At 72.4% G+C, this 20,678-nt stretch carries 21 protein-coding genes and 3 tRNA genes; 12 read left to right on the plus strand and 12 right to left on the minus strand.

The window, feature by feature from the left end:
• Positions 1-66 precede the first annotated feature (66 nt).
• Entirely contained in the window at positions 67-576 is a 510-nt protein-coding gene (locus tag SRB5_RS11605; RefSeq protein WP_153451546.1) for a DUF4188 domain-containing protein, read from the plus strand.
• A gap of 85 nt (positions 577-661) precedes the next feature.
• On the opposite strand, the gene ndgR is transcribed toward SRB5_RS11605, so the two are convergent.
• Positions 662-1,378 carry an IclR family transcriptional regulator NdgR gene (gene ndgR, locus SRB5_RS11610; protein ID WP_153451548.1) on the minus strand — a complete coding sequence of 239 codons (717 nt, stop codon included), beginning with the start codon at positions 1,376-1,378 and terminating at the stop codon, positions 662-664.
• Positions 1,379-1,531: 153 nt separating this feature from the next.
• Here ndgR and leuC point away from each other — a divergent pair, with 153 nt between their 5' ends.
• From leuC to SRB5_RS11635, 5 genes are all read left to right on the plus strand, one after another.
• Complete coding sequence (gene leuC / locus SRB5_RS11615) at positions 1,532-2,956, plus strand: 3-isopropylmalate dehydratase large subunit (protein ID WP_153451550.1); 1,425 nt, start codon at positions 1,532-1,534, stop codon at positions 2,954-2,956.
• 5 nt (positions 2,957-2,961) lie between these two features.
• Positions 2,962-3,555 (plus strand): 3-isopropylmalate dehydratase small subunit, encoded by a 594-nt coding sequence (leuD, locus tag SRB5_RS11620; protein ID WP_153451552.1) that lies wholly within the window; start codon positions 2,962-2,964, stop codon positions 3,553-3,555.
• A gap of 136 nt (positions 3,556-3,691) precedes the next feature.
• Positions 3,692-3,904 carry an SCO5555 family protein gene (locus SRB5_RS11625; RefSeq protein ID WP_153451554.1) on the plus strand — a complete coding sequence of 71 codons (213 nt, stop codon included), beginning with the start codon at positions 3,692-3,694 and terminating at the stop codon, positions 3,902-3,904.
• 125 nt (positions 3,905-4,029) lie between these two features.
• The gene (locus SRB5_RS11630) at positions 4,030-4,665 is read left to right on the plus strand and encodes an HU family DNA-binding protein (protein ID WP_323377738.1); all 636 of its coding nucleotides are present in this window, start codon (positions 4,030-4,032) and stop codon (positions 4,663-4,665) included.
• Positions 4,666-4,774: 109 nt separating this feature from the next.
• A complete protein-coding gene (locus SRB5_RS11635; protein WP_153451555.1) occupies positions 4,775-4,978 on the plus strand; it encodes a hypothetical protein in 204 nt (67 codons plus the stop codon).
• Here the strand turns inward: SRB5_RS11635 and cofC are convergent.
• The gene (gene cofC, locus SRB5_RS11640) at positions 4,950-5,594 is read right to left on the minus strand and encodes a 2-phospho-L-lactate guanylyltransferase (RefSeq protein WP_323377740.1); all 645 of its coding nucleotides are present in this window, start codon (positions 5,592-5,594) and stop codon (positions 4,950-4,952) included. The genes SRB5_RS11635 and cofC overlap by 29 nt on opposite strands.
• A 188-nt stretch (positions 5,595-5,782) precedes the next feature.
• Here cofC and SRB5_RS11645 point away from each other — a divergent pair, with 188 nt between their 5' ends.
• Genes SRB5_RS11645 through SRB5_RS11655 form a run of 3 tightly spaced genes read left to right on the plus strand, consistent with a single transcriptional unit; the run spans position 5,783 to position 8,740 of the window.
• The gene (locus tag SRB5_RS11645; RefSeq protein WP_323377742.1) at positions 5,783-6,559 is read left to right on the plus strand and encodes a lysophospholipid acyltransferase family protein; all 777 of its coding nucleotides are present in this window, start codon (positions 5,783-5,785) and stop codon (positions 6,557-6,559) included.
• The gene (locus tag SRB5_RS11650; protein WP_323377743.1) at positions 6,556-7,557 is read left to right on the plus strand and encodes an NAD(P)H-dependent glycerol-3-phosphate dehydrogenase; all 1,002 of its coding nucleotides are present in this window, start codon (positions 6,556-6,558) and stop codon (positions 7,555-7,557) included. Before SRB5_RS11645 ends, SRB5_RS11650 begins: the two co-directional genes overlap by 4 nt.
• Positions 7,558-7,591: 34 nt before the next feature.
• Positions 7,592-8,740 carry a D-alanine--D-alanine ligase family protein gene (locus tag SRB5_RS11655; protein WP_153451557.1) on the plus strand — a complete coding sequence of 383 codons (1,149 nt, stop codon included), beginning with the start codon at positions 7,592-7,594 and terminating at the stop codon, positions 8,738-8,740.
• Here the strand turns inward: SRB5_RS11655 and SRB5_RS11660 are convergent.
• Entirely contained in the window at positions 8,737-9,225 is a 489-nt protein-coding gene (locus SRB5_RS11660; protein WP_323377744.1) for a DUF3515 domain-containing protein, read from the minus strand. The genes SRB5_RS11655 and SRB5_RS11660 overlap by 4 nt on opposite strands.
• A gap of 20 nt (positions 9,226-9,245) precedes the next feature.
• The gene (locus SRB5_RS11665) at positions 9,246-9,479 is read right to left on the minus strand and encodes an Lrp/AsnC family transcriptional regulator (RefSeq protein WP_323377745.1); all 234 of its coding nucleotides are present in this window, start codon (positions 9,477-9,479) and stop codon (positions 9,246-9,248) included.
• A 167-nt stretch (positions 9,480-9,646) separates the two neighbouring features.
• Between SRB5_RS11665 and SRB5_RS11670 the strand changes: the two genes are divergently transcribed.
• Together SRB5_RS11670 and thiD are read left to right on the plus strand one after the other, a co-directional pair.
• Positions 9,647-10,618: a thiamine-phosphate kinase gene (locus tag SRB5_RS11670; RefSeq protein WP_323377746.1), complete on the plus strand. Its 972-nt coding sequence runs from the start codon at positions 9,647-9,649 to the stop codon at positions 10,616-10,618.
• On the plus strand, positions 10,618-11,409 hold the full coding sequence (thiD, locus tag SRB5_RS11675; protein WP_153451561.1) for a bifunctional hydroxymethylpyrimidine kinase/phosphomethylpyrimidine kinase: 792 nt from the start codon (positions 10,618-10,620) through the stop codon (positions 11,407-11,409). Before SRB5_RS11670 ends, thiD begins: the two co-directional genes overlap by 1 nt.
• 63 nt (positions 11,410-11,472) lie before the next feature.
• On the opposite strand, the gene SRB5_RS11680 is transcribed toward thiD, so the two are convergent.
• Positions 11,473-14,040, minus strand: a complete 2,568-nt coding sequence (locus SRB5_RS11680) for a GNAT family N-acetyltransferase (RefSeq protein ID WP_323377747.1) — start codon at positions 14,038-14,040, stop codon at positions 11,473-11,475.
• 64 nt (positions 14,041-14,104) lie between these two features.
• Positions 14,105-16,036: a TerD family protein gene (locus SRB5_RS11685; protein WP_153451725.1), complete on the minus strand. Its 1,932-nt coding sequence runs from the start codon at positions 16,034-16,036 to the stop codon at positions 14,105-14,107.
• Between the two features lie 219 nt (positions 16,037-16,255).
• Between SRB5_RS11685 and SRB5_RS11690 the strand changes: the two genes are divergently transcribed.
• Positions 16,256-17,128 carry a universal stress protein gene (locus SRB5_RS11690; protein WP_153451562.1) on the plus strand — a complete coding sequence of 291 codons (873 nt, stop codon included), beginning with the start codon at positions 16,256-16,258 and terminating at the stop codon, positions 17,126-17,128.
• 67 nt (positions 17,129-17,195) lie between these two features.
• Here the strand turns inward: SRB5_RS11690 and SRB5_RS11695 are convergent.
• The 6 genes from SRB5_RS11695 to SRB5_RS11720 all read right to left on the minus strand — a co-directional run bounded on the left by SRB5_RS11695 (position 17,196) and on the right by SRB5_RS11720 (position 20,282).
• Positions 17,196-17,268 (minus strand) — tRNA-Glu (locus SRB5_RS11695).
• A 66-nt stretch (positions 17,269-17,334) separates the two neighbouring features.
• Positions 17,335-17,407 (minus strand) — tRNA-Glu (locus SRB5_RS11700).
• A gap of 34 nt (positions 17,408-17,441) precedes the next feature.
• Positions 17,442-17,513 (minus strand) — tRNA-Gln (locus tag SRB5_RS11705).
• 203 nt (positions 17,514-17,716) lie between these two features.
• Positions 17,717-19,234: a glutamate--tRNA ligase gene (gene gltX, locus SRB5_RS11710; protein WP_323377748.1), complete on the minus strand. Its 1,518-nt coding sequence runs from the start codon at positions 19,232-19,234 to the stop codon at positions 17,717-17,719.
• Entirely contained in the window at positions 19,227-19,988 is a 762-nt protein-coding gene (locus tag SRB5_RS11715; protein WP_323377750.1) for a fumarylacetoacetate hydrolase family protein, read from the minus strand. The genes gltX and SRB5_RS11715 overlap by 8 nt, the downstream gene beginning before the upstream one ends.
• 120 nt (positions 19,989-20,108) lie before the next feature.
• Entirely contained in the window at positions 20,109-20,282 is a 174-nt protein-coding gene (locus SRB5_RS11720) for a hypothetical protein (RefSeq protein WP_194292901.1), read from the minus strand.
• Positions 20,283-20,678: the final 396 nt, after the last annotated feature.

Raw genomic sequence — 20,678 nt, forward strand, 5'->3', positions numbered from 1 at the left:
GTGGCACTATCTAAACATGGATAGCGACGCTATCCAACGAGTGGCGCGCGAGGGGAGCGACGGCACATGGGAGCCGAGCCGGTCTACGAGAGGGTCACCGCGGACACCGACGGCGAGGTGGTGGTCTTCCTCATCGGGATGCGCATCAACCGCTTCCGTTCGGTGCGCAGTTGGTGGCCGGCCTTCAGGGCCATGCCGCGGATGCTGAAGGAGCTGACGAAGGACCCGGACAGCGGGCTGCTGCACCACATCCTGCTGACGGGGAACCCGCGGACCTACTACGTGGTCCAGTACTGGGAGTCCAAGGAGAAGCTCTTCGCCTACGCGTCCCGGCAGGAGAGCGAGCACCGTCCCGCCTGGGCGGCGTTCAACCGGGCCGTGCGGGCCGGGAACGGACGGGTGGGCATCTGGCACGAGACCTACTCGGTCCCGGCGGGCCACTACGAGAACATCTACTTCGGGATGCCGCCGGCGGGCCTGGGCGCCGCGTACGGCACGGTCCCGGTGGGCCGGCGCGGTGAGCGGGCCGCGCAGCGGCTGGCGGCCGCGGGGAAGCCGGCGGGAGAGGCGGCGTAACGCCGCGGGAGGGCCGTCCGTCCGTCGCCACAGCGCTGGAGCGCCGGAAGGAGGCAGGGGGTGGTACGGGAAGGGGGCGAAGCCGTCAGTTGCCGCGCCGCAGGGCCTCGGACAGCCGCCCGGCGGCGTCCACCACGGCCTGGGCGTGCATCCGCCCCGGGTGCCGGGTCAGCCGCTCGATCGGTCCGGAGACCGAGACGGCGGCGACCACCCGGTTGGACGGTCCCCGCACCGGCGCCGAGACGGACGCCACACCGGGCTCCCGCTCGCCGACCGACTGGGCCCAGCCCCGGCGCCGTACGCCGGAGAGCGCGGTGGCCGTGAAGCGGGCGCCCTGCAGCCCGCGGTGCAGCCGCTCCGGCTCCTCCCAGGCGAGCAGCACCTGGGCCGCCGACCCGGCCTTCATGGGCAGCGTCGAGCCCACCGGCACCGTGTCCCGCAGACCCGACAGCCGCTCGGCGGCGGCCACACAGATCCGCATGTCTCCCTGCCGGCGGTAGAGCTGCGCGCTCTCCCCGGTCACATCCCGTACATGCGTGAGCACCGGGCCCGCCGTCGCGAGCAGCCGGTCCTCACCCGCGGCCGCCGCCAGCTCCGAGAGCCGCGGGCCGAGGATGAAGCGCCCCTGCATGTCCCTTGCCACCATGCGATGGTGTTCGAGCGCCACTGCGAGGCGGTGAGCCGTGGGCCGGGCCAGCCCGGTCGCCGAGACGAGCCCGGCCAAAGTGGCAGGTCCGCTCTCCAGTGCGCTGAGAACCACCGCGGCCTTGTCGAGTACGCCGACGCCGCTAGAGTTGTCCATGCAACGATATTCGCGTCTCACACTGTGAAACGCAAGTTCAAATTTCCGTGAGACCAGCCACTCTGGAGTGCACGGGTCACCGTCCGACGCGTGGGGGAACGGGCGGAGCCCCCGTACGCCCTGGCACGACACGCAATCAACGATGGGAAAGCGATGGGACGGACACTCGCGCAGAAGGTCTGGGACGACCACGTCGTCAGGCACGCCGAAGGCGAGCCGGACCTTCTCTACATCGATCTCCACCTGCTGCACGAGGTCACCAGCCCGCAGGCATTCGACGGGCTGCGCAAGGCCGGCCGGCAGGTGCGCCGCACCGACCTGACCATCGCGACCGAGGACCACAACACCCCCACGGTCGACATCGACAAGCCGATCGCCGACCCGGTCTCGCGCACCCAGTTGGAGACCCTGCGCAAGAACTGCGCGGACTTCGGTGTCCGGCTGCATCCGCTCGGTGACGTCGAGCAGGGCGTCGTCCACGTGGTCGGGCCGCAGCTGGGCCTGACCCAGCCCGGGATGACCGTGGTCTGCGGCGACAGCCACACCTCCACGCACGGCGCGTTCGGCGGGCTGGCGTTCGGTATCGGCACCTCCCAGGTGGAGCACGTGCTGGCCACCCAGACGCTGCCGATGGCCCGCCCGAAGACCATGGCGATCACCGTCAACGGCGAACTGCCGGACGGTGTCACCGCCAAGGACCTGATCCTGGCGATCATCGCCCGGATCGGTACGGGCGGCGGCCAGGGCTACGTCCTGGAGTACCGCGGCGAGGCCGTCGAGAAGCTCTCGATGGAGGCCCGGATGACGATCTGCAACATGTCGATCGAGGCGGGCGCCCGGGCCGGCATGATCGCCCCGGACGAGACGACCTTCGCGTATCTGGAGGGCCGCGAGCACGCCCCGAAGGGCGCGGACTGGGACGCCGCCGTCGCGTACTGGAAGACCCTGAAGTCCGACCCGGACGCCGAATTCGACGCCGAGGTCGTCATCGAGGCCGCCGAGCTGGCGCCGTTCGTCACCTGGGGCACCAACCCGGGCCAGGGCGCCCCGCTGTCGGCGAGCGTGCCCGACCCGGCCTCCTTCGAGGACCCCAGCGAGCGGCTCGCCGCCGAGAACGCGCTGGCGTACATGGGCCTTGAGGCCGGGCAGCGGCTGCGGGACATCGCGGTCGACACCGTCTTCGTCGGCTCCTGCACCAACGGCCGGATCGAGGACCTGCGCGCGGCCGCCGCGATCGTCGACGGGCGCAAGGTCGCCGACGGCGTACGGATGCTGGTCGTCCCCGGCTCGGTGCGCGTGGCGCTGCAGGCCGTCGAGGAGGGCCTGGACCAGGTGTTCACCGCCGCCGGTGCCGAATGGCGGCACGCCGGCTGCTCGATGTGCCTGGGCATGAACCCCGACCAGCTCGCCCCCGGCGAGCGCTCCGCCTCCACCTCGAACCGCAACTTCGAGGGCAGGCAGGGCAAGGGCGGCCGTACGCACCTGGTCTCCCCGCAGGTGGCCGCGGCGACCGCCGTGGCGGGCCACCTGGCCTCGCCGGCCGATCTGTCCGACGTCCGCACGCCCGCAGGAGTCTGAGCGCCATGGAAGCCTTCACCACCCACACAGGCCGGGGCGTTCCGCTGCGCCGCGGCAACGTCGACACCGACCAGATCATTCCCGCGCACTGGCTGAAGAAGGTCACCCGCGACGGGTTCGAGGACGGGCTCTTCGAGGCCTGGCGCAAGGACCCGGAGTTCGTGCTGAACCGGCCCGAGCGCGCCGGCGCCACCGTGCTGGTCGCCGGACCCGACTTCGGCACCGGCTCCTCCCGTGAGCACGCCGTCTGGGCGCTCCAGAACTACGGTTTCAAGACGGTCATCTCGTCGCGCTTCGCCGACATCTTCCGCGGCAACTCGCTGAAGAACGGTTTGCTGACCGTCGTACTCGACCAGAAGGTCGTTGACGCCCTCTGGGACGTCATCGAGGCGGACCCGACGGCGGAAATCACCGTTGACCTGGTCGAACGCCAGGTACGGGCGGACGGTGTGACCGCGGACTTCGAGCTCGACGAGAACGCCCGCTGGCGGCTGCTCAACGGTCTCGACGACATTTCCATCACCCTTCGGAACGAGTCCGACGTCGCGGCGTACGAAAAGTTGCGCCCCGCGTTCAAGCCCCGCACAATCCAGGCCTGACCCGCGCGACCGCCGTCCGCGGTCGCACGCGCCCCCTGCTCAGACACCGTCCGGGCCGGGGGCGCCGCCATGTCCGGGACCCGGCCGGTTGGCGCGGCGCCGGTCGACAACTCGCCCCAGATGACACAATCGGCGCATGGAGGACGACGGTCAACTCGCGCTGTACGAGGCGCTGGCCGCACGTCTGAAGGAGACGCACGCGCGAGTTCGCGCGTTGGACGCGCCGGATTCCGAACGGGCCTCGTACACCCGCCGGTTGCTGGCCGTCACCGCGGCCGCCAAGCACGATCCGGTGGCTGCCCTCCGCCGGCTCGACGCGCTCGCCGCCGAGCTGGACAGCCGTTCCTGAGGGTTTGAGATGTTGCGACACGAGAGTGATTAGACCGTTTCGCGTTTGATTTGCGGTATATCTCTGCCTAACGTGCGAAAAGGCTTGAACAATTCGTTCATAGCAATGTCTCCGAAGGGGAAGACGTGAACAAGGCACAGCTCGTTGAAGCGATCGCCGACAAAATGGGTGGTCGGCAGCAGGCGGAGCACGCGGTCGACGCGGTACTCGACGGGATCATCCGTGCGGTCTGCTCGGGCGACCGGGTCTCCGTCACCGGGTTCGGCTCCTTTGAGAAGGTCGAGCGCCCGGCCCGCTACGCCCGTAACCCGCAGACCGGCGAGCGCGTCCGGGTCAAGAAGACGTCGGTGCCGCGCTTCCGCGCAGGCCAGGGCTTCAAGGACCTGGTGAGCGGCGCCAAGAAGCTGCCCAAGGCCGGCGAGACCTCGGTGAAGAAGGCGCCGAAGGGTTCCCTCAGCGGCGGTACGGCCACGAAGAAGGCCACCACCAAGCGGGCCACCACCAAGCGCGCCGTCGCCAAGAAGACGGTGGCGAAGAAGACCACGGCCAAGAAGGCCGTCGCGAAGAAGACCACCGCCGCCAAGAAGACCGCGGCGAAGAAGACCACGGCGGCCGCCAAGAAGACCACCGCGAAGAAGACCACGGCCAAGAAGGCCACCGCCAAGAAGGCGCCGGCGAAGAAGGCCACCGCCAAGAAGGCGCCGGCCCGCAAGGCCGCCACGCGCAAGACCACCGCGAAGCGGGCGACCGCCAAGAAGTGAACGCCGTCGCGCGGACACGACCGGCGGCGACGTCGGCGACAGCAGGGCCGGGCCCCCTCGGGGGTGTCCGGCCCGCCGTCGTTCGAGGCCGTCCCGATACGGTGGGCGCATGCAGGCCACCGCGTACACCTATGACGCCCCGACCCGGACCGGCAGCGTGCTGCTGGACGACGGGACCCCCGTGTCCTTCGGCGCCGCCGCGTTCGACGCCGGGGGTCTGCGGCTGCTGCGGCCCGGGCAGCGGGTGCGCATCGAGGTCGAGGGGACCGGCGACGACCGGCGGATCACCCTGGTGACGCTGCAGACGTTCTGACGGCCGCCGCCGTGCGCGGGCCCACCCCCAACGCCAGCGCCGCGTCCAGGTTCGCCCGCGTGTCCACGTCCCGCCGTACCGACTCCACCCCCGCCGGCGTGAGCTCCACCGCCCCCGACGCCCGGTGCCGCGCCCGCGAGGCGCCGCCGAAGGCCGGGGCGAGGTCCGCCCCCGGCGCCGCGGTGAGCAGCGTGGTCCCCACCCCGTCCGCGTCGGCCAGGAACCCCCGCCCCGCCTCCGGGGCCGCCGCGAGGGCCACGGCGAGCTCCGCCGGGCGCAGCGCGGGCAGATCGGCGTTGAGGGCGGCCACCGGCGCCCCGGGCCGGCGCGCGCGCACCGCGGCGGCGCCGTGGGCCAGCGCCGCGTTCAGCCCGTCCGCGGGGGTGTCCGCCACTATCCGCGCCCCCAGCGCGGCGAGCGCGGCACCGGCCGCCGGATCGTCGGTGACCACGGTCACATCACGCACCGCGCGGCAGGCGAGCGCGGCGGACACCGTGTCCACGGCGAACGCCAGCGCCAGCTCCGCCCGCACGGCGGCGCCGGCCGTCAGCCGCGTCTTGGCCAGCGGCAGCGGCTTCAGCGGTACGACGAGGCTCCATCCGGCGTCCACGGTCACCGCCCCATTGTCCCGCCGGGCGCGGCGGCCCGGCTCCGCGCCCCCCGCCCGCGCGAAGCCACCGGACGGCCGGGGACACACGCCGGTACCGTGCGCTCGTATAGGCGTACGGTGTTCTCGACAGACTGATGACCTGGGGCGACACTTGTGCGGCTCCCCAGCACCCGCGAAACGAGGAGACAAGATCCGTGTCCCGGCACCGAATCGGTTTCTGGTACCGCCTGGCCGCGGTGATCGTAAAGCCACCGCTCCTGCTCTTCTTCAAGCGTGACTGGCGGGGCGCGGAGCACATGCCGGCCGAGGGCGGCTTCATCACCGTCGTCAACCACAACTCGGCCCTGGATCCGCTGTCGTACGCGCACTTCCAGTACAACACCGGCCGCGTCCCGCGATTCCTCGCCAAGGACCCGCTGTTCAAGAAGGGCTTCGTCGGCGCCATGATGCGCGGCACCGGACAGATCCCCGTGTACCGGGAGTCGACCGACGCCGCCGCCGCGTTCCGGGCCGCCGTCGCGGCGATCGAGAAGGGGGAGTGCGTAGCCTTCTACCCGGAGGCCACCCTCACCCGCGATCCGGACCTGTGGCCCATGACCGGCAAGACCGGCGCCGCCCGGGTCGCCCTGCAGACCAAGGTCCCGGTGATCCCGGTCGCCCAGTGGGGCGCGAACCACGCGCTGCCCCCGTACGGCAAGCCGCGGCTGTTCCCCCGCAAGACCTTCTCCGTGCTGGCCGGCGAGCCGGTGGACCTCTCCGCGTACTACGGCAAGGACCCCACGCCGGACGTGCTGAAGGAGGTCACGGAGGTCCTGATGGACGCCGTGACCCGGCTGCTGGAGGAGCTGCGCGGGGAGAAGGCCCCCGCCGAGCGGTACGACCCGGTCAAGGTGCGGGCGGAGCAGCGGCGCAGGAGCGCGGCGGCGAAGAAGACGGGCACGGACAAGGCCGAGGACAAGGAGAGCAAGTGACGCGGGTTGCGGTCTTCGGTACGGGATCGTGGGGCACCGCCTTCTCCATGGTGCTCGCCGACGCCGGCTGCGAGGTGGCCATGTGGGGCCGCCGGGCGGACGCGGTGGACGCGATCAACACCACCCGGACCAACCCCGACTACCTCCCCGGGATCGGCCTCCCCGCCCGGATCCGGGCGACCACCGACCCGGCCGAGGCCGCCGACGGCGCCGACTTCACGGTCCTGGCGGTCCCCTCGCAGACCCTGCGCGGCAATCTGGCCCGCTGGGTGCCCGTCCTCGCCCCGGACACCGTGCTCGTCAGCCTGATGAAGGGCATCGAGCTGGGCACCGTGAAGCGGATGAGCGAGGTGATCGAGGAGGTCGCCAAGGTCCCCGCCGACCGCGTCGCCGTCCTCTCCGGTCCCAACCTCGCCCGTGAGATCGCCCGCCGCCAGCCCGCCGCCGCCGTCGTGGCCTGCGCGGACGAGACGGTGGCCCAGCGGCTGCAGGGCGCCTGCATGACGCCGTACTTCCGCCCGTACACGATCACCGACGTCGTCGGCTGCGAGCTGGGCGGCGCGGTGAAGAACGTGATCGGGCTGGCGGTCGGCATCGCCGACGGCATGGGCCTCGGGGACAACGCGAAGGCGTCGCTGATCACCCGGGGGCTCGCCGAGACCATGCGGCTGGGCAGCGCGCTCGGCGCCGACCAGCGTACGTTCGCCGGACTGGCGGGCATGGGCGACCTGGTCGCCACCTGCTCCTCGCCGCTCTCGCGCAACCACACCTTCGGCATGAACCTCGGCCGCGGCATGACCCTCGCGGAGACCATCGCCGTCACCAAGCAGACCGCGGAGGGCGTGAAGTCCTGCGAGTCGGTGCAGGATCTGGCCCGGCGCAACGGGGTCGACATGCCCATCACCGACACGGTTGTCTCGATCGTCCACGACGGCAAGCAGCCCCTCGTCGCCGTCAAGGAGCTCATGACGCGCAGCGCCAAGGCCGAGGGACACTGACGGACGGCAAAAGACCAGGTAGGGTCGTCGCGATATGAGCACCGTGCACTCCTCCCACAGCCATGACAAGAAGCCCCGCGTCGCCGTCGTCTTCGGCGGACGCAGCTCCGAGCACGGCATCTCCGTGGTCACCGCGGGAGCCGTGATGGCGGCCATCGACCGTACGAAGTACGAGGTGCTGCCCATCGGCATCACCGCGGACGGCCGCTGGGCGCTCACCGCCGACGACCCCGAACGGATGGCGATCGACGGCCGCAAGGTGCCCAGTGTCGAGGAACTGGTGGAGTCCGACACGGGCGGCGTGATCATGCCGCTGAGCCCCGGCTCCCGCGACGTCGTCTACAGCGAGCCCGGCCAGGTGCCCAAGGCGCTCGGCGAGGTGGACGTTGTTTTCCCCGTGCTGCACGGCCCGTACGGCGAGGACGGCACCATCCAGGGCATGCTCGACCTGGCGGGCGTCCCGTACGTCGGCTGCGGCGTGCTGGCCTCCGCGGTCGGCATGGACAAGGAGTACATGAAGCGGATCTTCACCTCGTACGGACTGCCCGTCGGCCCGTACGTCGTGATCCGCGCCCGCGAGTGGGAGCAGGACCCCTCCGCCGCCCGCAAGAAGATCGTGGACCTCGCCGGGGAGCACGGCTGGCCGCTGTTCGTGAAGCCGTCGCGGGCCGGGTCCTCCATGGGCATCACGAAGGTCGACGACCTCGCCGGCCTGGAGGAGGCCATCGAGCGGGCAAGGCGGCACGACCCGAAGGTCATCGTCGAGGCCGCGCTGCACGGGCGGGAGATCGAGTGCGGCGTCCTTGAGTTCGAGGACGGTCCGCGCGCGAGCGTCCCGGCGGAGATCCCGCCGGTGTCCGCGCACGACTTCTACGACTTCGAGGCGAAGTACATCGACTCCGCCGACGGCCTCGTCCCGGCGCCGCTGACGGCCGCGGAGACCGCGCGGGTCCAGGAGCTGGCGGTCCAGGCGTTCGAGGCGGTGTCGTGCGAGGGTCTGGTGCGGGCGGACTTCTTCCTCACGGACGCCGGGGAGTTCGTCATCAACGAGATCAACACCATGCCCGGGTTCACCCCGATCTCCATGTACCCGCGGATGTGGCGGGAGAGCGGCGTGACGTACCAGGAGCTCGTCGACCGGCTGATCCAGGCGGCCCTGCGCCGCCCGACCGGTCTGCGCTAGAGCTCGGTCGGGACCGTCGCCCGCACGGCCGCCGAGATGCCGCCGGCGACGATCCCGATCTCCGGGGCGTAGTGCTCGGGGACCGCGACCTCGACGAACGTACGGCGGCCCACCGTCGTGAAGCGATAGCCCTCGTCGGTGTCCTCGAGCAGCCAGTCCACCCCGTCCACCTCGGCCGTGTCCGCGGACGGGTTGTAGAGTTCTGTGCCCGGTGTGAGGACCGCGGGCCGGCGTACTCCGCAGCGCAGGACGACCGCCGGGTCGCCCCATGCCGCGGTGTAGCGGGACTCCGGTTTCACCGTACGCCGGCGCAGGTCGTCGTCCAGCGCCCGCGGCAGCCGTTTCGCGAGCGCGGCGCAGTGCGCCACGGCCTCGCCGGACGGCCGCGGCGCGGGCACGGCGACCTTGCCGTCATCGTCCGGTGAACAGCCGGCGGCCAGCGCCACGGCGAGCAGAAGGACGGCGGGACGTGCGGAACCGATCACCGGTTGAGCATACGGGGGGATCAGATATGGACGACGGGGCAGGTCAGGGTTCGCGTGATGGACTCCAGTTGCTGCACCTTGGCGACGACGAGACGGCCCAGGTCGTCGACCGTGTCCGCCTGGGCGCGCACGATGACGTCGTAGGGGCCCGTGACATCCTCGGCCTGGATGACGCCCGGAATCTTCGCGATCATCTCGGCCACGGCCGACGCCTTGCCGACTTCGGTCTGGATCAGGATGTACGCCTGTACCACGGGACCTCCACAGGGCGGCTTCGCGGATCATGTGGGAAGGGGAAGGCAACGCTATCGCGTCGGGGTGTACGGGGGCGAGACTTCTGCCGGGCCCCACAGGAGGAGCGGGGCCGCGGAATGTTGACGACAATGGCGTGCGGACCACTGCAGAGCGAGGAGTCGTACCGGTGAAGGGAACAGTGGGCGAGCTGGGGGAGTTCGGCCTCATCCGCGAGCTCACGTCGCGGCTGACGACCACCCCGGCGGTCCGGCTCGGACCCGGCGACGACGCCGCCGTGATCAGCGCGCCCGACCGGCGTGTCGTGGCCAGCACGGACGTCCTGCTGGAGGGGCGGCACTTCCGCCGGGACTGGTCCACCGCGTACGACGTGGGGCGCAAGTCCGCCGCGCAGAACCTCGCGGACATCGCCGCGATGGGGGCGGTGCCGACCGCGCTGCTGCTGGGGCTGATCGTGCCGGCGGAGCTGCCGGCGACATGGGCCACGGAGCTGATGGACGGGCTGCGCGACGAGTGCCAGGTCGCCGGGGCGGCCGTGGTGGGCGGCGATGTGGTGCGGGGCGAGAAGATCACCGTCGCGATCACCGCGCTCGGTGATCTGCAGGGCCAGGAGCCGGTCACCCGGGCGGGCGCCCGGCCCGGGGACATCGTGGCGGTGACCGGCTGGCTGGGCTGGTCGGCGGCGGGGCACGCGGTGCTCGCCCGGGGCTTCCGCTCGCCGCGGGCGTTCGTCGAGGCGCACCGGCGGCCGGAGCCCCCGTACCAGGCGGGGCCGGCGGCGGCCGTGCTCGGGGCGACGGCGATGACGGACGTGTCGGACGGGCTGCTGGCGGACCTGGGGCATGTGGCGGCGGCCAGCAAGGTCCGGATCGACCTGCGCTCCGACGCCTTCGACATCCCGACCCAGATGGCGGACATCGGGCGGGCGGTGGGCGTGCAGCCGCTGCAGTGGGTGCTGACGGGCGGCGAGGACCACGCGATCGTCGCGACGTTCCCGCCGCGGTGCCAGCTGCCCGCGCGCTGGCGGGTGGTCGGCGAGGTGCTGGGCTGCCCCAGCAGCTCGGCCGCCGCGCACGTCATGGTCGACGGCAAGCCGTGGGCGTCGGCCGGCGGCTGGGACCACTTCGGCGCGGAGGGCTGATGCGGCTGCCCCCGGTGCTGACCGTGGCCGGCTCCGACTCCGGGGGCGGGGCGGGGATCCAGGCCGACCTGAAGACGATGCTGGCGCTGGGCGTGCACGGCACGAGCGTGCTGACGGCGGTCACCGCGCAGAACTCCCTGGGCGTGCACGGCGTGTGGGAGCTGCCGGTGGAGGCGGTGCGCGCCCAGTACCGCGGCGTGGTGGACGACATCGGGGCGGCGGCGGTGAAGACCGGGATGCTGTCGTCGGCGCCGCTGGTGTCCGCCGTCGCGGAGCTCCTCGCCGGTACGGACGCGCCGGCCGTGGTGGACCCGGTGGGGGTGTCCAAGCACGGTGACCCGCTGCTGGCGGCCTCCGCGCTGGACGCGGTGCGGCGGGAGCTGCTGCCGGCGGCCACCGTCGCGACGCCGAATCTGGACGAGGTCGCGCAGCTCACGGGGGTCGTGGTGCGCGTGCCGGAGGAGATGCCGGGGGCGGCGCGGGCGGTGCTGGAGTTCGGGCCGCGGTGGGTGCTGGTCAAGGGTGGCCATCTGGGCACGGGCGACGCGGTGGACCTGCTCACGGACGGCACCGCCGAGCACTGGCTGCGGGCGCCCCGCCACCCCAACCGGCACACGCACGGCACCGGTTGCACGCTGGCCAGCGCGATCGCGTCGAGGCTGGCGCTGGGCGACGACGTGCCGGCGGCGGTCCGGGCGGCGAAGGAGTACGTGACGGGGGCGATAGCGGCGGGGTTCGCGGCGGGGGCGGGGGTCGGGCCGGTGGATCACGGGTGGCGGCTGCGGGGGTGAGCGCGGTCCTGGCCGCGTTGTCCGGGGGACGCCCCCGGACCCCCGGCCGCACTCCGGCGCGGTTCACCGCTCCAGGAACATCAGGCGGGCGTGCTTCGCCGGGAGTCGTACGTCCGGGAGGTCGATCTCCGGGAGCAGCACCTCGGGGCCCTCGGCGAAGCCCGTACGCGTGAGGCGCGCGATCGCTGCCGCGTTGGCCGTGTCCGGGTCGGCGATCAGGCGCCGGCACTCCGGGTCCGCGAAGACGAAGCCCAGCACCGCGTCCAGGACCTCGCCGGTGAACCCCGGCCGGGGGGTGCCCTCGGCGGGGGCCAGCAGCAGGTGCAGGCCCCGGTCGCCGGGGAGCGCGTCGTACGTCTCGCTCACGCGGTCGGCGGTCGGCTCGTACGTCTGGACGAGGGCGACGGGGACGCCGTCGCGGCGTACGAGGTACGCGTGGTGGGTGTCCAGGCCGTCGAGGTGCGCGTAGATCTCCCCGACCTCCTCACGCGTCGCCCCGGTCATGCCCCAGAAGCGGGCGCGGTCCTGGCTCACCCAGCCGTACAGCACGTCGAGGTCGGCGACGGGGTCGACGGGGGTGATCCGCAGCTCGGGCTCCTTCGCGAGCAGGGCGAAGTCGGTGACGACGGGGACGAGTTCACCGGCCGCCCACAGCGGGAGCTGGTCGCGGGCGTGGGGACGGCCGGGAATGCCGGACGCGCCGAGGGGGACGATCCAGCGGCTGTCCTCGCGCCGCCCCAGGTCCCAGACGTAGCGGGCGGACGGTCCGCGCAGGAACCGGTCGGTGACGCCCGGCACGGCGGAGGTGGCCAGCACGCAGTCGTGGTCGCCGCCGAGCCCCGGCCACGTGACGTCGTCGTCCGCGAGGGGCAGCGCCTGCCAGGGGGCGAGCCGGTGGACCTCGCCCCACGGCTTTGGGGCCGGGGCGGCGGCGGCGGTCTCGTCGAGGGCCGCGCGGACCAGGGCGGGGCGGTCGACCGGGAGCGTGCGGTCGGTGAGGAGGTGCTCCAGGGCGTAGCCGATGCGGGGGAGGAGGGCCAGCCAGGGGTGGAACACCTCGGGCCAGGGCGGGGGTTCGGCCAGGGGGCGCAGGACGGGATGCGCGGCGAGGCGGCGTACGACGGCGCTGCGCAGGGCGGCGTAGGCCGTGGCGTCGGTGCTCGCGGCGTCCATCCGCCGGTCCCAGGCCAGCAGCCGGGCGCGCAACGCGGCGGAGGCGGGGGCGAGTTCGCCGAGGCCGGCCACGAGGTCCAGCAGGGGGGCCGCGGAGGCGAGGTGGGTGTCGGTGTGCACCCGCGCCATGTCCGCGGCCGTCCGGCCGGCGCCCTCCGTCAGCAGTGCGCGGATGCGGTCGGCGCGGTGCGGCGGCGCGAACTCGGTGCCCAGCGGCGCCGCGATCCCCCGCTCGTTGGCCATCACCGCGACCGCCCCGGCCTCCGCCCGTGGCATCGCCTCGTACCCCTCCCAGACGTACGCGGGGTCCCAGGCCGGCACCACCCCCAGCCGGTTGCCGGGATGCCGGCGCGGTACGAGCCCCGCCACCCGGTGCAGCACCCCGCCGGCGGTGTCGGCGGCCAGCACGGTGTTCACCGGCTCCGCCCACCCGTCCAGCGCCCGGTCCACGTCGGCGACCGTACGGGCCGCCAGCAGCGCCGGCAGCACGGCGAACCCGGCGTCCTCCCGCACCCGCGAGGGGCACCGCAGGCTCACGGCCCGCTCCTCGCCGACCCCGCCCGCCACCACCGGCCCGCGGTCGGTCTCGACGACCTCGACCCGCACGGGGTCCGCGCCGGCCACCGCGATCTCCTCGGTACGGGACCGGGCGGGGCGCCAGCCGTCGGGGCCCAGGGCCTCGACGCGGCCGGCGCGGCGGCGCAGGCGCTCGTCGTACAGGTCCTGGTGGTCGGCCATGGCGTTGGTGATCGCCCAGGCGACGCCCCCGGTGTGGCCGAAGTGCGCGATGCCCGGCACCCCGGGAACGGCCAGGCCCACCACGTCGTACTCGGGGCAGACGAGGTGGATCTGCTGGTAGAGGCCCGGGCTCTCGACGAAGCGGTGCGGATCCCCGGCCAGGATCGGTGCGCCCCCGGCGGTCAGCCCGCCGCCGACCAGCCAGCCGTTGCTGCCCGGCGTCAGGGGTCCGTCGGTGGCGAACAGCCCGATCGCGTCCGGCCCCAGGTGCCGGGCGACCGACTCGCGCCACAGCTTGGCGGGGAAGGACCCGAACAGCAGATGGTGCCCCAGCCACACGGCGAGCGGCGTCCACGCCCGCCACCGCCCGGCCGCCACCCCCGCCGCGGCGAACTCCGGCGCGCGGCGGGCGCCCTCGGCCAGCGCGGAGTTGACGCCCTCGACGTAGCTCCACACCCAGCGGGCGGTGCCCGGATCGAGCGCGGCGTAGCACCGCCGGGCGGTGTCGTCGATCATCGCCCGGCGCGCGAACACGTCCCACGCCACGGCGCCGGCGCCCAGGAAGGAGGCGGAGGTGCCCTGCGTCCGGTGCCGCTCGACCTCGAGCTGCCAGGCCCGGTCGAGGGCGGCGTCACGCCCCTGCGCGAACACCAGCGCGTGCGGATCCGCGGCCCGCAGATGGGGGATGCCCCAGGCGTCCCGGTAGACGTCGGCTGCCACCCGCGCCTCCTTGCTTCACGTAGAGATTAGGTAAGGCTGCCCTAACCTAATCTCCGCGCCCGTGCTACGCAATCTCCAGCTGGGCGACGACCCCGGTGTAGAAGCGGTTCACCGCGTCATCGACGCTGCGGATGAACCCGCTGTCCGCGTTGCCCCGCGAGCTGCCCATCCCCTTGAGCAGCGACAGCCGGAACCCCGTGATCCGCGCCCCGCCGCGCGGCAGCAGATCCCCCGGTTCGGGCCGCAGCCGCTCCAGGGTGCCCCGCGGGCCCGCCCCGGAGTCGACGAGCGTCTCGACGTGCAGATCGGCCGGGGCCTGGGCCAGCCGCCGGATCAGCCGTTTGGCCCACGTCAGCGGATACCCCTGGTCCGGGGCGGGCACCTCGACGGAGGTCCGCAGCCGGCCCGTACGCAGATCGGCGCTGATCGCGAGCACCCCCGGCAGGCTCTCGATCCTCAGCTCCGCCTGCAGCCGCCCGTCGGCGCACAACCGGTCGGCGAATTGCCGGCGCCGGTCGCCGGGGTCCTCCCCGCGCCTGCTGCGCTGTACGGGCAGCACCTTGCGCCCGAGCTCGCCGCCGAGCCGCAGACAGACCTGGCGGATGAGCCGCTCCCAGCTCTCGACGACCTCCAGGGCGCGCGGATCGCCCTGGCAGAGGGTCTCGTCGTCGATGCCGTTGCGTACGGGGACCCAGGACCGGCCCATGTTCTGGAAGCCGTGGCAGCCGGAGTTCTCGTGCTGCAGATAGTGCAGGAGCTCGTGCAGCAGCCAGGCGTGGGCGGCGTTGCCCACCCCCTCGTGCCGGATCAGCAGCTGGGCCTGATGGGTGACCTCGGCCCAGGACAGATGCCACAGCGCCACCTTGTTCCGGCGCCGGCCGTCGGTCTTGACGTCGACGAGCGGACTGCCCTCGAGGGCCACGTCGTTCGTCAGCGTGACGACCGCCTCGTACCCGCGGCGCGCGGCGATGTCCAGATACGCCTGCACCTGCTCGGCCCGCAGCGGGTTGGCGTTGGTCTTGGTCTCGACGAGCGCCGTCCACAGCTTGCCCGCCCGCTCGACCCGGATCACCCCGTCCGGCCGCCGCGGCCGGTCCCCGAACGGCAGGGAGACCTCGGTGAACGTCTCCATCCGCCCGGCGGGCGCCCCGAACCCGGCGGTCAGCCGCCGGCCGAACTCGGGCACCTGCGCCATCACCGACAGCAGCACGGACGTCGCCCGCGTCTCGCGCTCGCGGTCGCTCTTGAGCGCCGGGACGGGGAAGAGCCGGGCGCCCTTCCACGACTCGTGGTCCGCCAGGGACTTCCGCGCGGCCGCCGGCAGCGTGATCTTCTTCTTGGCGGTCCGGGGCCGCTTCGGTACGGGGGCCGCCTCGGCCGGCGCGGCGGGCGCCGGTACCCGCGCCGCCTCCCCGGGCGGGTCGTCCGGGGCCGCCGCCACCGCCTCCTCCGTGGCCGCGTCGTCGTCGACGTCGACCCCGAAGTCCGTCGCCAGGCCCGCCAGCCCCGAGTCGTACCCCTGGCCGACGGCGCGGAACTTCCACCGGTCGTCCCGGCGGTAGAGCTCGCCGAAGATGACGGCGCTCACCGGCCCCGGGTCCTCGATGACATACCGCAGCAGATCCTCCCCGACGGCGTCGGTCAGCGTGACCCGCAGATCCTCCAGCTCCCCGAACCCCGCCCCGTCGTACCTGCTCGCCGCGACCACGATCCGGTCCACGGCGTCCGGCACGGCCGTCAGGTCGAAGCCGATGCGGTCCTCGCTGCCGTCCCGCGCCGGGGCCTTGCCGAGCAGCTGCACGCTGCCGTCGGCGGCGACGGGGTGGTTGTAGAAGTAGAAGTCGCCGTCGTCGCGCACCTTGCCGTCCGCGTCCAGGAGCAGCACCGACACGTCCGCGTCCCCGTCACCGGCCGGACTGCTCCAGCCCAGGTTGACGATCAGCGAACCGGTGTTCTCGCTCATGGACGCCAGCGCCACGTTGGCGCCCTTCACCATCTCGTACACGAAATCCCCCAAGACCCGTACCCGTTCGTGGCGCGGAACTGTAGTGCCGGATCCGGGCCGTACGGATGGGGCCGTACGGGACAACATCACGTCCGGTGGGGGGCGCGCGGGCGCACCCGTGTCACCCGCGTGCGGGCGGACCGCTGGCGGGGGGCGGGGGCGTGACCGAGGCTCGGGGGGAGGTTCGCGGCGTGGAGGAGGAGCGTGGTGATGGAGACCGGACCGGTTTTGGTGGGCGTGGACGGTTCCGAGGCCGGACTGGAGGCGGTCACCGTCGCCGCGCACGAGGCACGGCTGCGCGGCTGCCCGCTGCGCGTGGTGCACGCGTTCCTGTGGCCGCCCTCGGGCGTTTATCTCGGCGCCACCATGGTCGGCACGGAGTACACGGTGTTCCGGGAGCAGGCGGACAAGCTGGTCAAGGACTCCGTGCAGCACGCGCACGAGGCGGAGCCGGGGATCGAGATCGAGGGGATCGTCGTCACCGGCGAGTCCCTGCCGGTCATGGTCCAGGAGACGGAGAGCGCCCGGCTGGCGGTCGTCGGCAGCCGGGGCCACGGCGCGTTCGCCCGGCTGCTGCTGGGCTCCACGGCGACCCATCTGAGCGCCCATGCCCGGTGCCCGGTGCTGGTCGTACGGGGCAGGCCCGACCCGGGCGGTCCCGTCCTGCTGGCCGTCGACGGCTCGGCCGCCGGCGAGGCGGCGGTGGACTACGCCTTCGCCGAGGCGGACCGCCGGGGCACCGGCGTCGTCGCCGTCCACATCTGGAGCGCCTGGGACAGCCAGGCCCCGCGCCCCTCGGACGCCGCGCTCCCGGAGGGCGCCAACCCGGGCGAACTCGTCCTGGCGGAGGCTCTCGCCGGCCCCCTGGAGCAGTACCCGGATGTGTCGGTCGAACGCCGCTCGATCAAGGGCTCGGCCCGCGAGTTGCTCATCGACGCGAGCGGGAGCGCCGGCCTCGTGGTCGTCGGCGCCCGCGGCCACGGCGGCTTCACGGGCATGCTCCTCGGCTCGGTGAGCCAGGCCCTGCTGAACCACGCCCACTGCCCGGTGATCGTGGTCCGCGGCACGGACCCGGACGCCTGACGGCGGCGGACATACGTCTGAGGCCCGACCCTCGGAAGGGTCGGGCCTCAGACGATGTTCCGTGACGTACCCCCGACCGGATTCGAACCGGCGCTACCGCCTTGAGAGGGCGGCGTGCTAGGCCGCTACACAACGGGGGCCTTTGGCGATCCTCTACGTCGCTGCCTCTGGGTGCGACCCAGATGGAAACGGAAGGAAAGGATCTGTACCCCCGACCGGATTCGAACCGGCGCTACTGCCTTGAGAGGGCAGCGTGCTAGGCCGCTACACAACGGGGGCTTCGATCTTTCGATCTGATCACTGAAGTGATCTGCTGGGGTACCAGGACTCGAACCTAGACTAACTGAACCAGAATCAGTCGTGCTGCCAATTACACCATACCCCACCAAAACGCAACCCCCTGGGGGGTCTTCGTTCGGGTGATCGCCTCGCTCCGGGCTTCTGCCCCGCTCGGCGACAGACAGAACATTACCTGATCGTGGGCAGTGCACCAAAACCAGTTTGGCCGTTGGGGCGTCACCCGGCCGTCAACCCCCCAAGGACGCAGTCCCCGGGCCCTCGCCCGAGGACCCGGGGACGAGTGAGCCGTCAGCCCTCGGCGGCGAGCCGCGACAGGGCGGCGTCCACCCGGGCCAGGGTGCGCTCGCGCCCCAGCACCTCCAGCGACTCAAAGAGCGGCAGCCCGACGGTGCGGCCCGTGACGGCCACCCGGACCGGCGCCTGGGCCTTGCCCAGCTTCAGCCCGTGCGCCTCGCCCGCGGCCAGCACGGCCTCCTTCAGCGGCTCCGCCGTCCAGTCCGCCGTCGCCGCCAGCTTCTCGCGGGCGGTGCGCAGCAGCTCGTCCGCGCCCGGCTTCATGGCCTTCGCCCACGACGCCTCGTCGGAGACCGGCTCGGGCAGGAAGAGGAAGTCGACGTTCGCGGTGATGTCGGAGAGCACCGTCAGCCGGCTCTGCGCCTGCGGGGCGATGGCCTCCCACGCCGCCCGGTCGAACGCCTCGGGGGCCCAGGGGGCGTGCGGGGCGGCCAGCCACGGCGTACAGGCCTCGGTGAAGGCCGCGACGTCCAGCCGGCGGATGTGGTCGGCGTTGATCGCCTCGGCCTTCTTCAGGTCGAAGCGCGCCGGGTTCGCCACCACGTCGCCGATGTCGAACGCCGCCACCATCTCGTCCATGGTGAAGACGTCCTGGTCGGCGGAGAGCGACCAGCCCAGCAGGGAGAGGTAGTTGAGCAGGCCCCCGGGGAGGAAGCCGCGCTCGCGGTAGAGGTTCAGCGAGGACTGCGGGTCGCGCTTGGACAGCTTCTTGTTGCCCTCGCCCATCACGTACGGCAGATGCCCGAACTCCGGGACCGTGCCGTTGCCCACACCGATGGAGGCCAGCGCCCGGTAGAGGGCGATCTGCCGCGGGGTGGAGGACAGCAGGTCCTCGCCGCGCAGTACGTGCGTGATCTCCATCAGGGCGTCGTCGACCGGGTTGACCAGCGTGTACAGCGGGGCGCCGTTGGCCCGGACGATCCCGTAGTCCGTCACGTTCTCCGGCCGGAAGGTCAGCTCGCCGCGGACCACGTCGGTGAACGTGATCGTCTCGTCCGGCATCCGGAAGCGGACGATGGAGTCCCGCCCCTCCGCCTCGTACCCGGCGATCCGCTCGGGCGACAGGTCGCGGCAGTGGCCGTCGTAGCCGGACGGCTTCCCGGCGGCGCGGGCGGCCTCGCGGCGCTCCTCGAGCTCCGCGGCGGTGCAGTAGCAGCGGTACGCGTGCCCGGCGGCCTGCAGCTTCGCGGCCACGTCGGCGTAGATGTCCATGCGCTGCGACTGGCGGTACGGGGCGTGCGGGCCGGGCGCGGCGGACGCGGCGGGGTCGAAGGGGGCCGGGCCCTCGTCCCAGTCCAGGCCGAGCCAGCGCATCGAGTCCAGGAGCGCCTCGTACGACTCCTCGGAGTCGCGCGCGGAGTCCGTGTCCTCGATCCGGAAGACCAGGGTGCCGCCGTGGTGGCGGGCGAAGGCCCAGTTGAACAGGGCGGTGCGGATCAGACCGACATGCGGATTGCCGGTGGGGGAGGGGCAGAAACGGACGCGGACGTCCTTCAGGGGTGCGCTAGCCACGCTTGATCACCTTGTTGGTGAGAGTGCCGATGCCTTCGATGGTGACGGCGACCTCGTCGCCGACGTTCACGGGTCCGACACCCGCGGGGGTGCCGGTGAGGATGACGTCCCCGGGGAGGAGCGTCATCGCCTCGGTGATGTGCGCGATCAGCTCGGGGACCGTGCGGATCATGTCGGCCGTACGGCCGAGCTGGCGCTGTTCACCGTTGACGGTGCACTGGATGCCGAGGTCGGCGGGGTCCAGCTCCGTCTCGATCCACGGGCCCAGGGGGCAGGCGGAGTCGAAGCCCTTCGCCCGCGCCCACTGTCCCTCGCTGCGCTGGATGTCGCGGGCGGTGAGGTCGTTGGCGCAGGTGTAGCCGAGGATCACCTCGGCGGCGCGCTCCACGGGGACCTCGCGGCACAGCCGGCCGATCACGACGGCCAGCTCGGCCTCGTGGTGCACGTCGGAGGAGAACGCGGGGTAGGTCACCGGGTCGGCCGGGCCGACGACGGACGTGGAGGGCTTGAAGAAGGTGAGGGGTGCCGCGGGCACCTCGTTGCCCAGCTCGGCGGCGTGTTCGGCGTAGTTGCGGCCGACCGCGACGATCTTGCTGGGGAGGGCCGGGGGCAGGAGCCGCACCTGGGCCAGGGGGATCAGCCGTCCCGACCGTTCGACCTCGCCGAAGGGGTGGCCGACGATGATGTCGATCTGGTCGCGCTCTAGGACGCCGAAAGCGACGTTCCCCTCGAGGGAGAACCTGACGATGCGCACGGGATGCCGCTGCCTTTGCTAGCCGGGGATCTGGTCACTCCAGGCTATCGGCCCCGGACACGAAGAAAGGCGCCCCCGGCGGGGGCGCCTTTCTTCGTGGTGCCGGGCGGCGGGGGCGGCTCAGGCCTGCGGCGCGTCCACCAGCACCGTGCGGCGCGGGTTCGCCGTCTGCTCCGGAAGGGTCAGCGGGTGCTCCGCCGGCGCCGGGCGCAGCTCGTCCGCGCTCCCGAGGTCCTCGAGATGGGCCAGGGTGGTCCGGCGCGGGTTGGCGGTGCTGGCTATGTTCCGGAACATCGGGCTGCTCTCCCTATGCATGTGTACGGCGGCTGCAATCGTGTAAAGCACCAGGCTAGCCCGCCCTTCCCCGGCCTCGAACGCGTCATCCGCCACTGCAGTGTGAAGTTGGTCACTCTCTGGAGATCAAACCATGTGAATTCGACCCCATTCTCGATCGCCGAAATCGGTCATTCCGCCTCCCATTGGTCTATTCCACACCTGAGAGGCGGTGCCGAAGTGTCGTGCGGGGTTCATTGATTAGTCAGCAAATGTCCGAAATCTCGACGGCGTAATTGAACCCCCCGTACCTGCCGCATCACACAGGGTCATGCTCGTCACACTGTTACCCCCGGGCCTTGTTGGAGATCCGGCACTGTGCTGGAATTCCACGGACCGTCGCTGGACTGCAGCCGG

Origin of the sequence: Streptomyces smaragdinus (assembly GCF_009604385.1) — a bacterium.
In the GTDB taxonomy this organism is placed as follows: Bacteria; Actinomycetota; Actinomycetes; order Streptomycetales; family Streptomycetaceae; genus Streptomyces; species Streptomyces smaragdinus.

Bases quoted from the DNA above. Each gene is read 5' to 3' on its own strand.
- SRB5_RS11690 (WP_153451562.1), top strand. From the start codon at position 16,256: ATGGAGACCGGACCGGTTTTGGTGGGCGTGGACGGTTCCGAGGCCGGA.
- SRB5_RS11720 (WP_194292901.1), bottom strand. From the start codon at position 20,282: ATGTTCCGGAACATAGCCAGCACCGCCAACCCGCGCCGGACCACCCTG.
- SRB5_RS11685 (WP_153451725.1), bottom strand. From the start codon at position 16,036: ATGGTGAAGGGCGCCAACGTGGCGCTGGCGTCCATGAGCGAGAACACC.
- SRB5_RS11605 (WP_153451546.1), top strand. From the start codon at position 67: ATGGGAGCCGAGCCGGTCTACGAGAGGGTCACCGCGGACACCGACGGC.
- SRB5_RS11655 (WP_153451557.1), top strand. From the start codon at position 7,592: ATGAGCACCGTGCACTCCTCCCACAGCCATGACAAGAAGCCCCGCGTC.
- SRB5_RS11635 (WP_153451555.1), top strand. From the start codon at position 4,775: ATGCAGGCCACCGCGTACACCTATGACGCCCCGACCCGGACCGGCAGC.
- thiD (WP_153451561.1), top strand. From the start codon at position 10,618: ATGCGGCTGCCCCCGGTGCTGACCGTGGCCGGCTCCGACTCCGGGGGC.
- SRB5_RS11625 (WP_153451554.1), top strand. From the start codon at position 3,692: ATGGAGGACGACGGTCAACTCGCGCTGTACGAGGCGCTGGCCGCACGT.
- leuC (WP_153451550.1), top strand. From the start codon at position 1,532: ATGGGACGGACACTCGCGCAGAAGGTCTGGGACGACCACGTCGTCAGG.
- leuD (WP_153451552.1), top strand. From the start codon at position 2,962: ATGGAAGCCTTCACCACCCACACAGGCCGGGGCGTTCCGCTGCGCCGC.
- ndgR (WP_153451548.1), bottom strand. From the start codon at position 1,378: ATGGACAACTCTAGCGGCGTCGGCGTACTCGACAAGGCCGCGGTGGTT.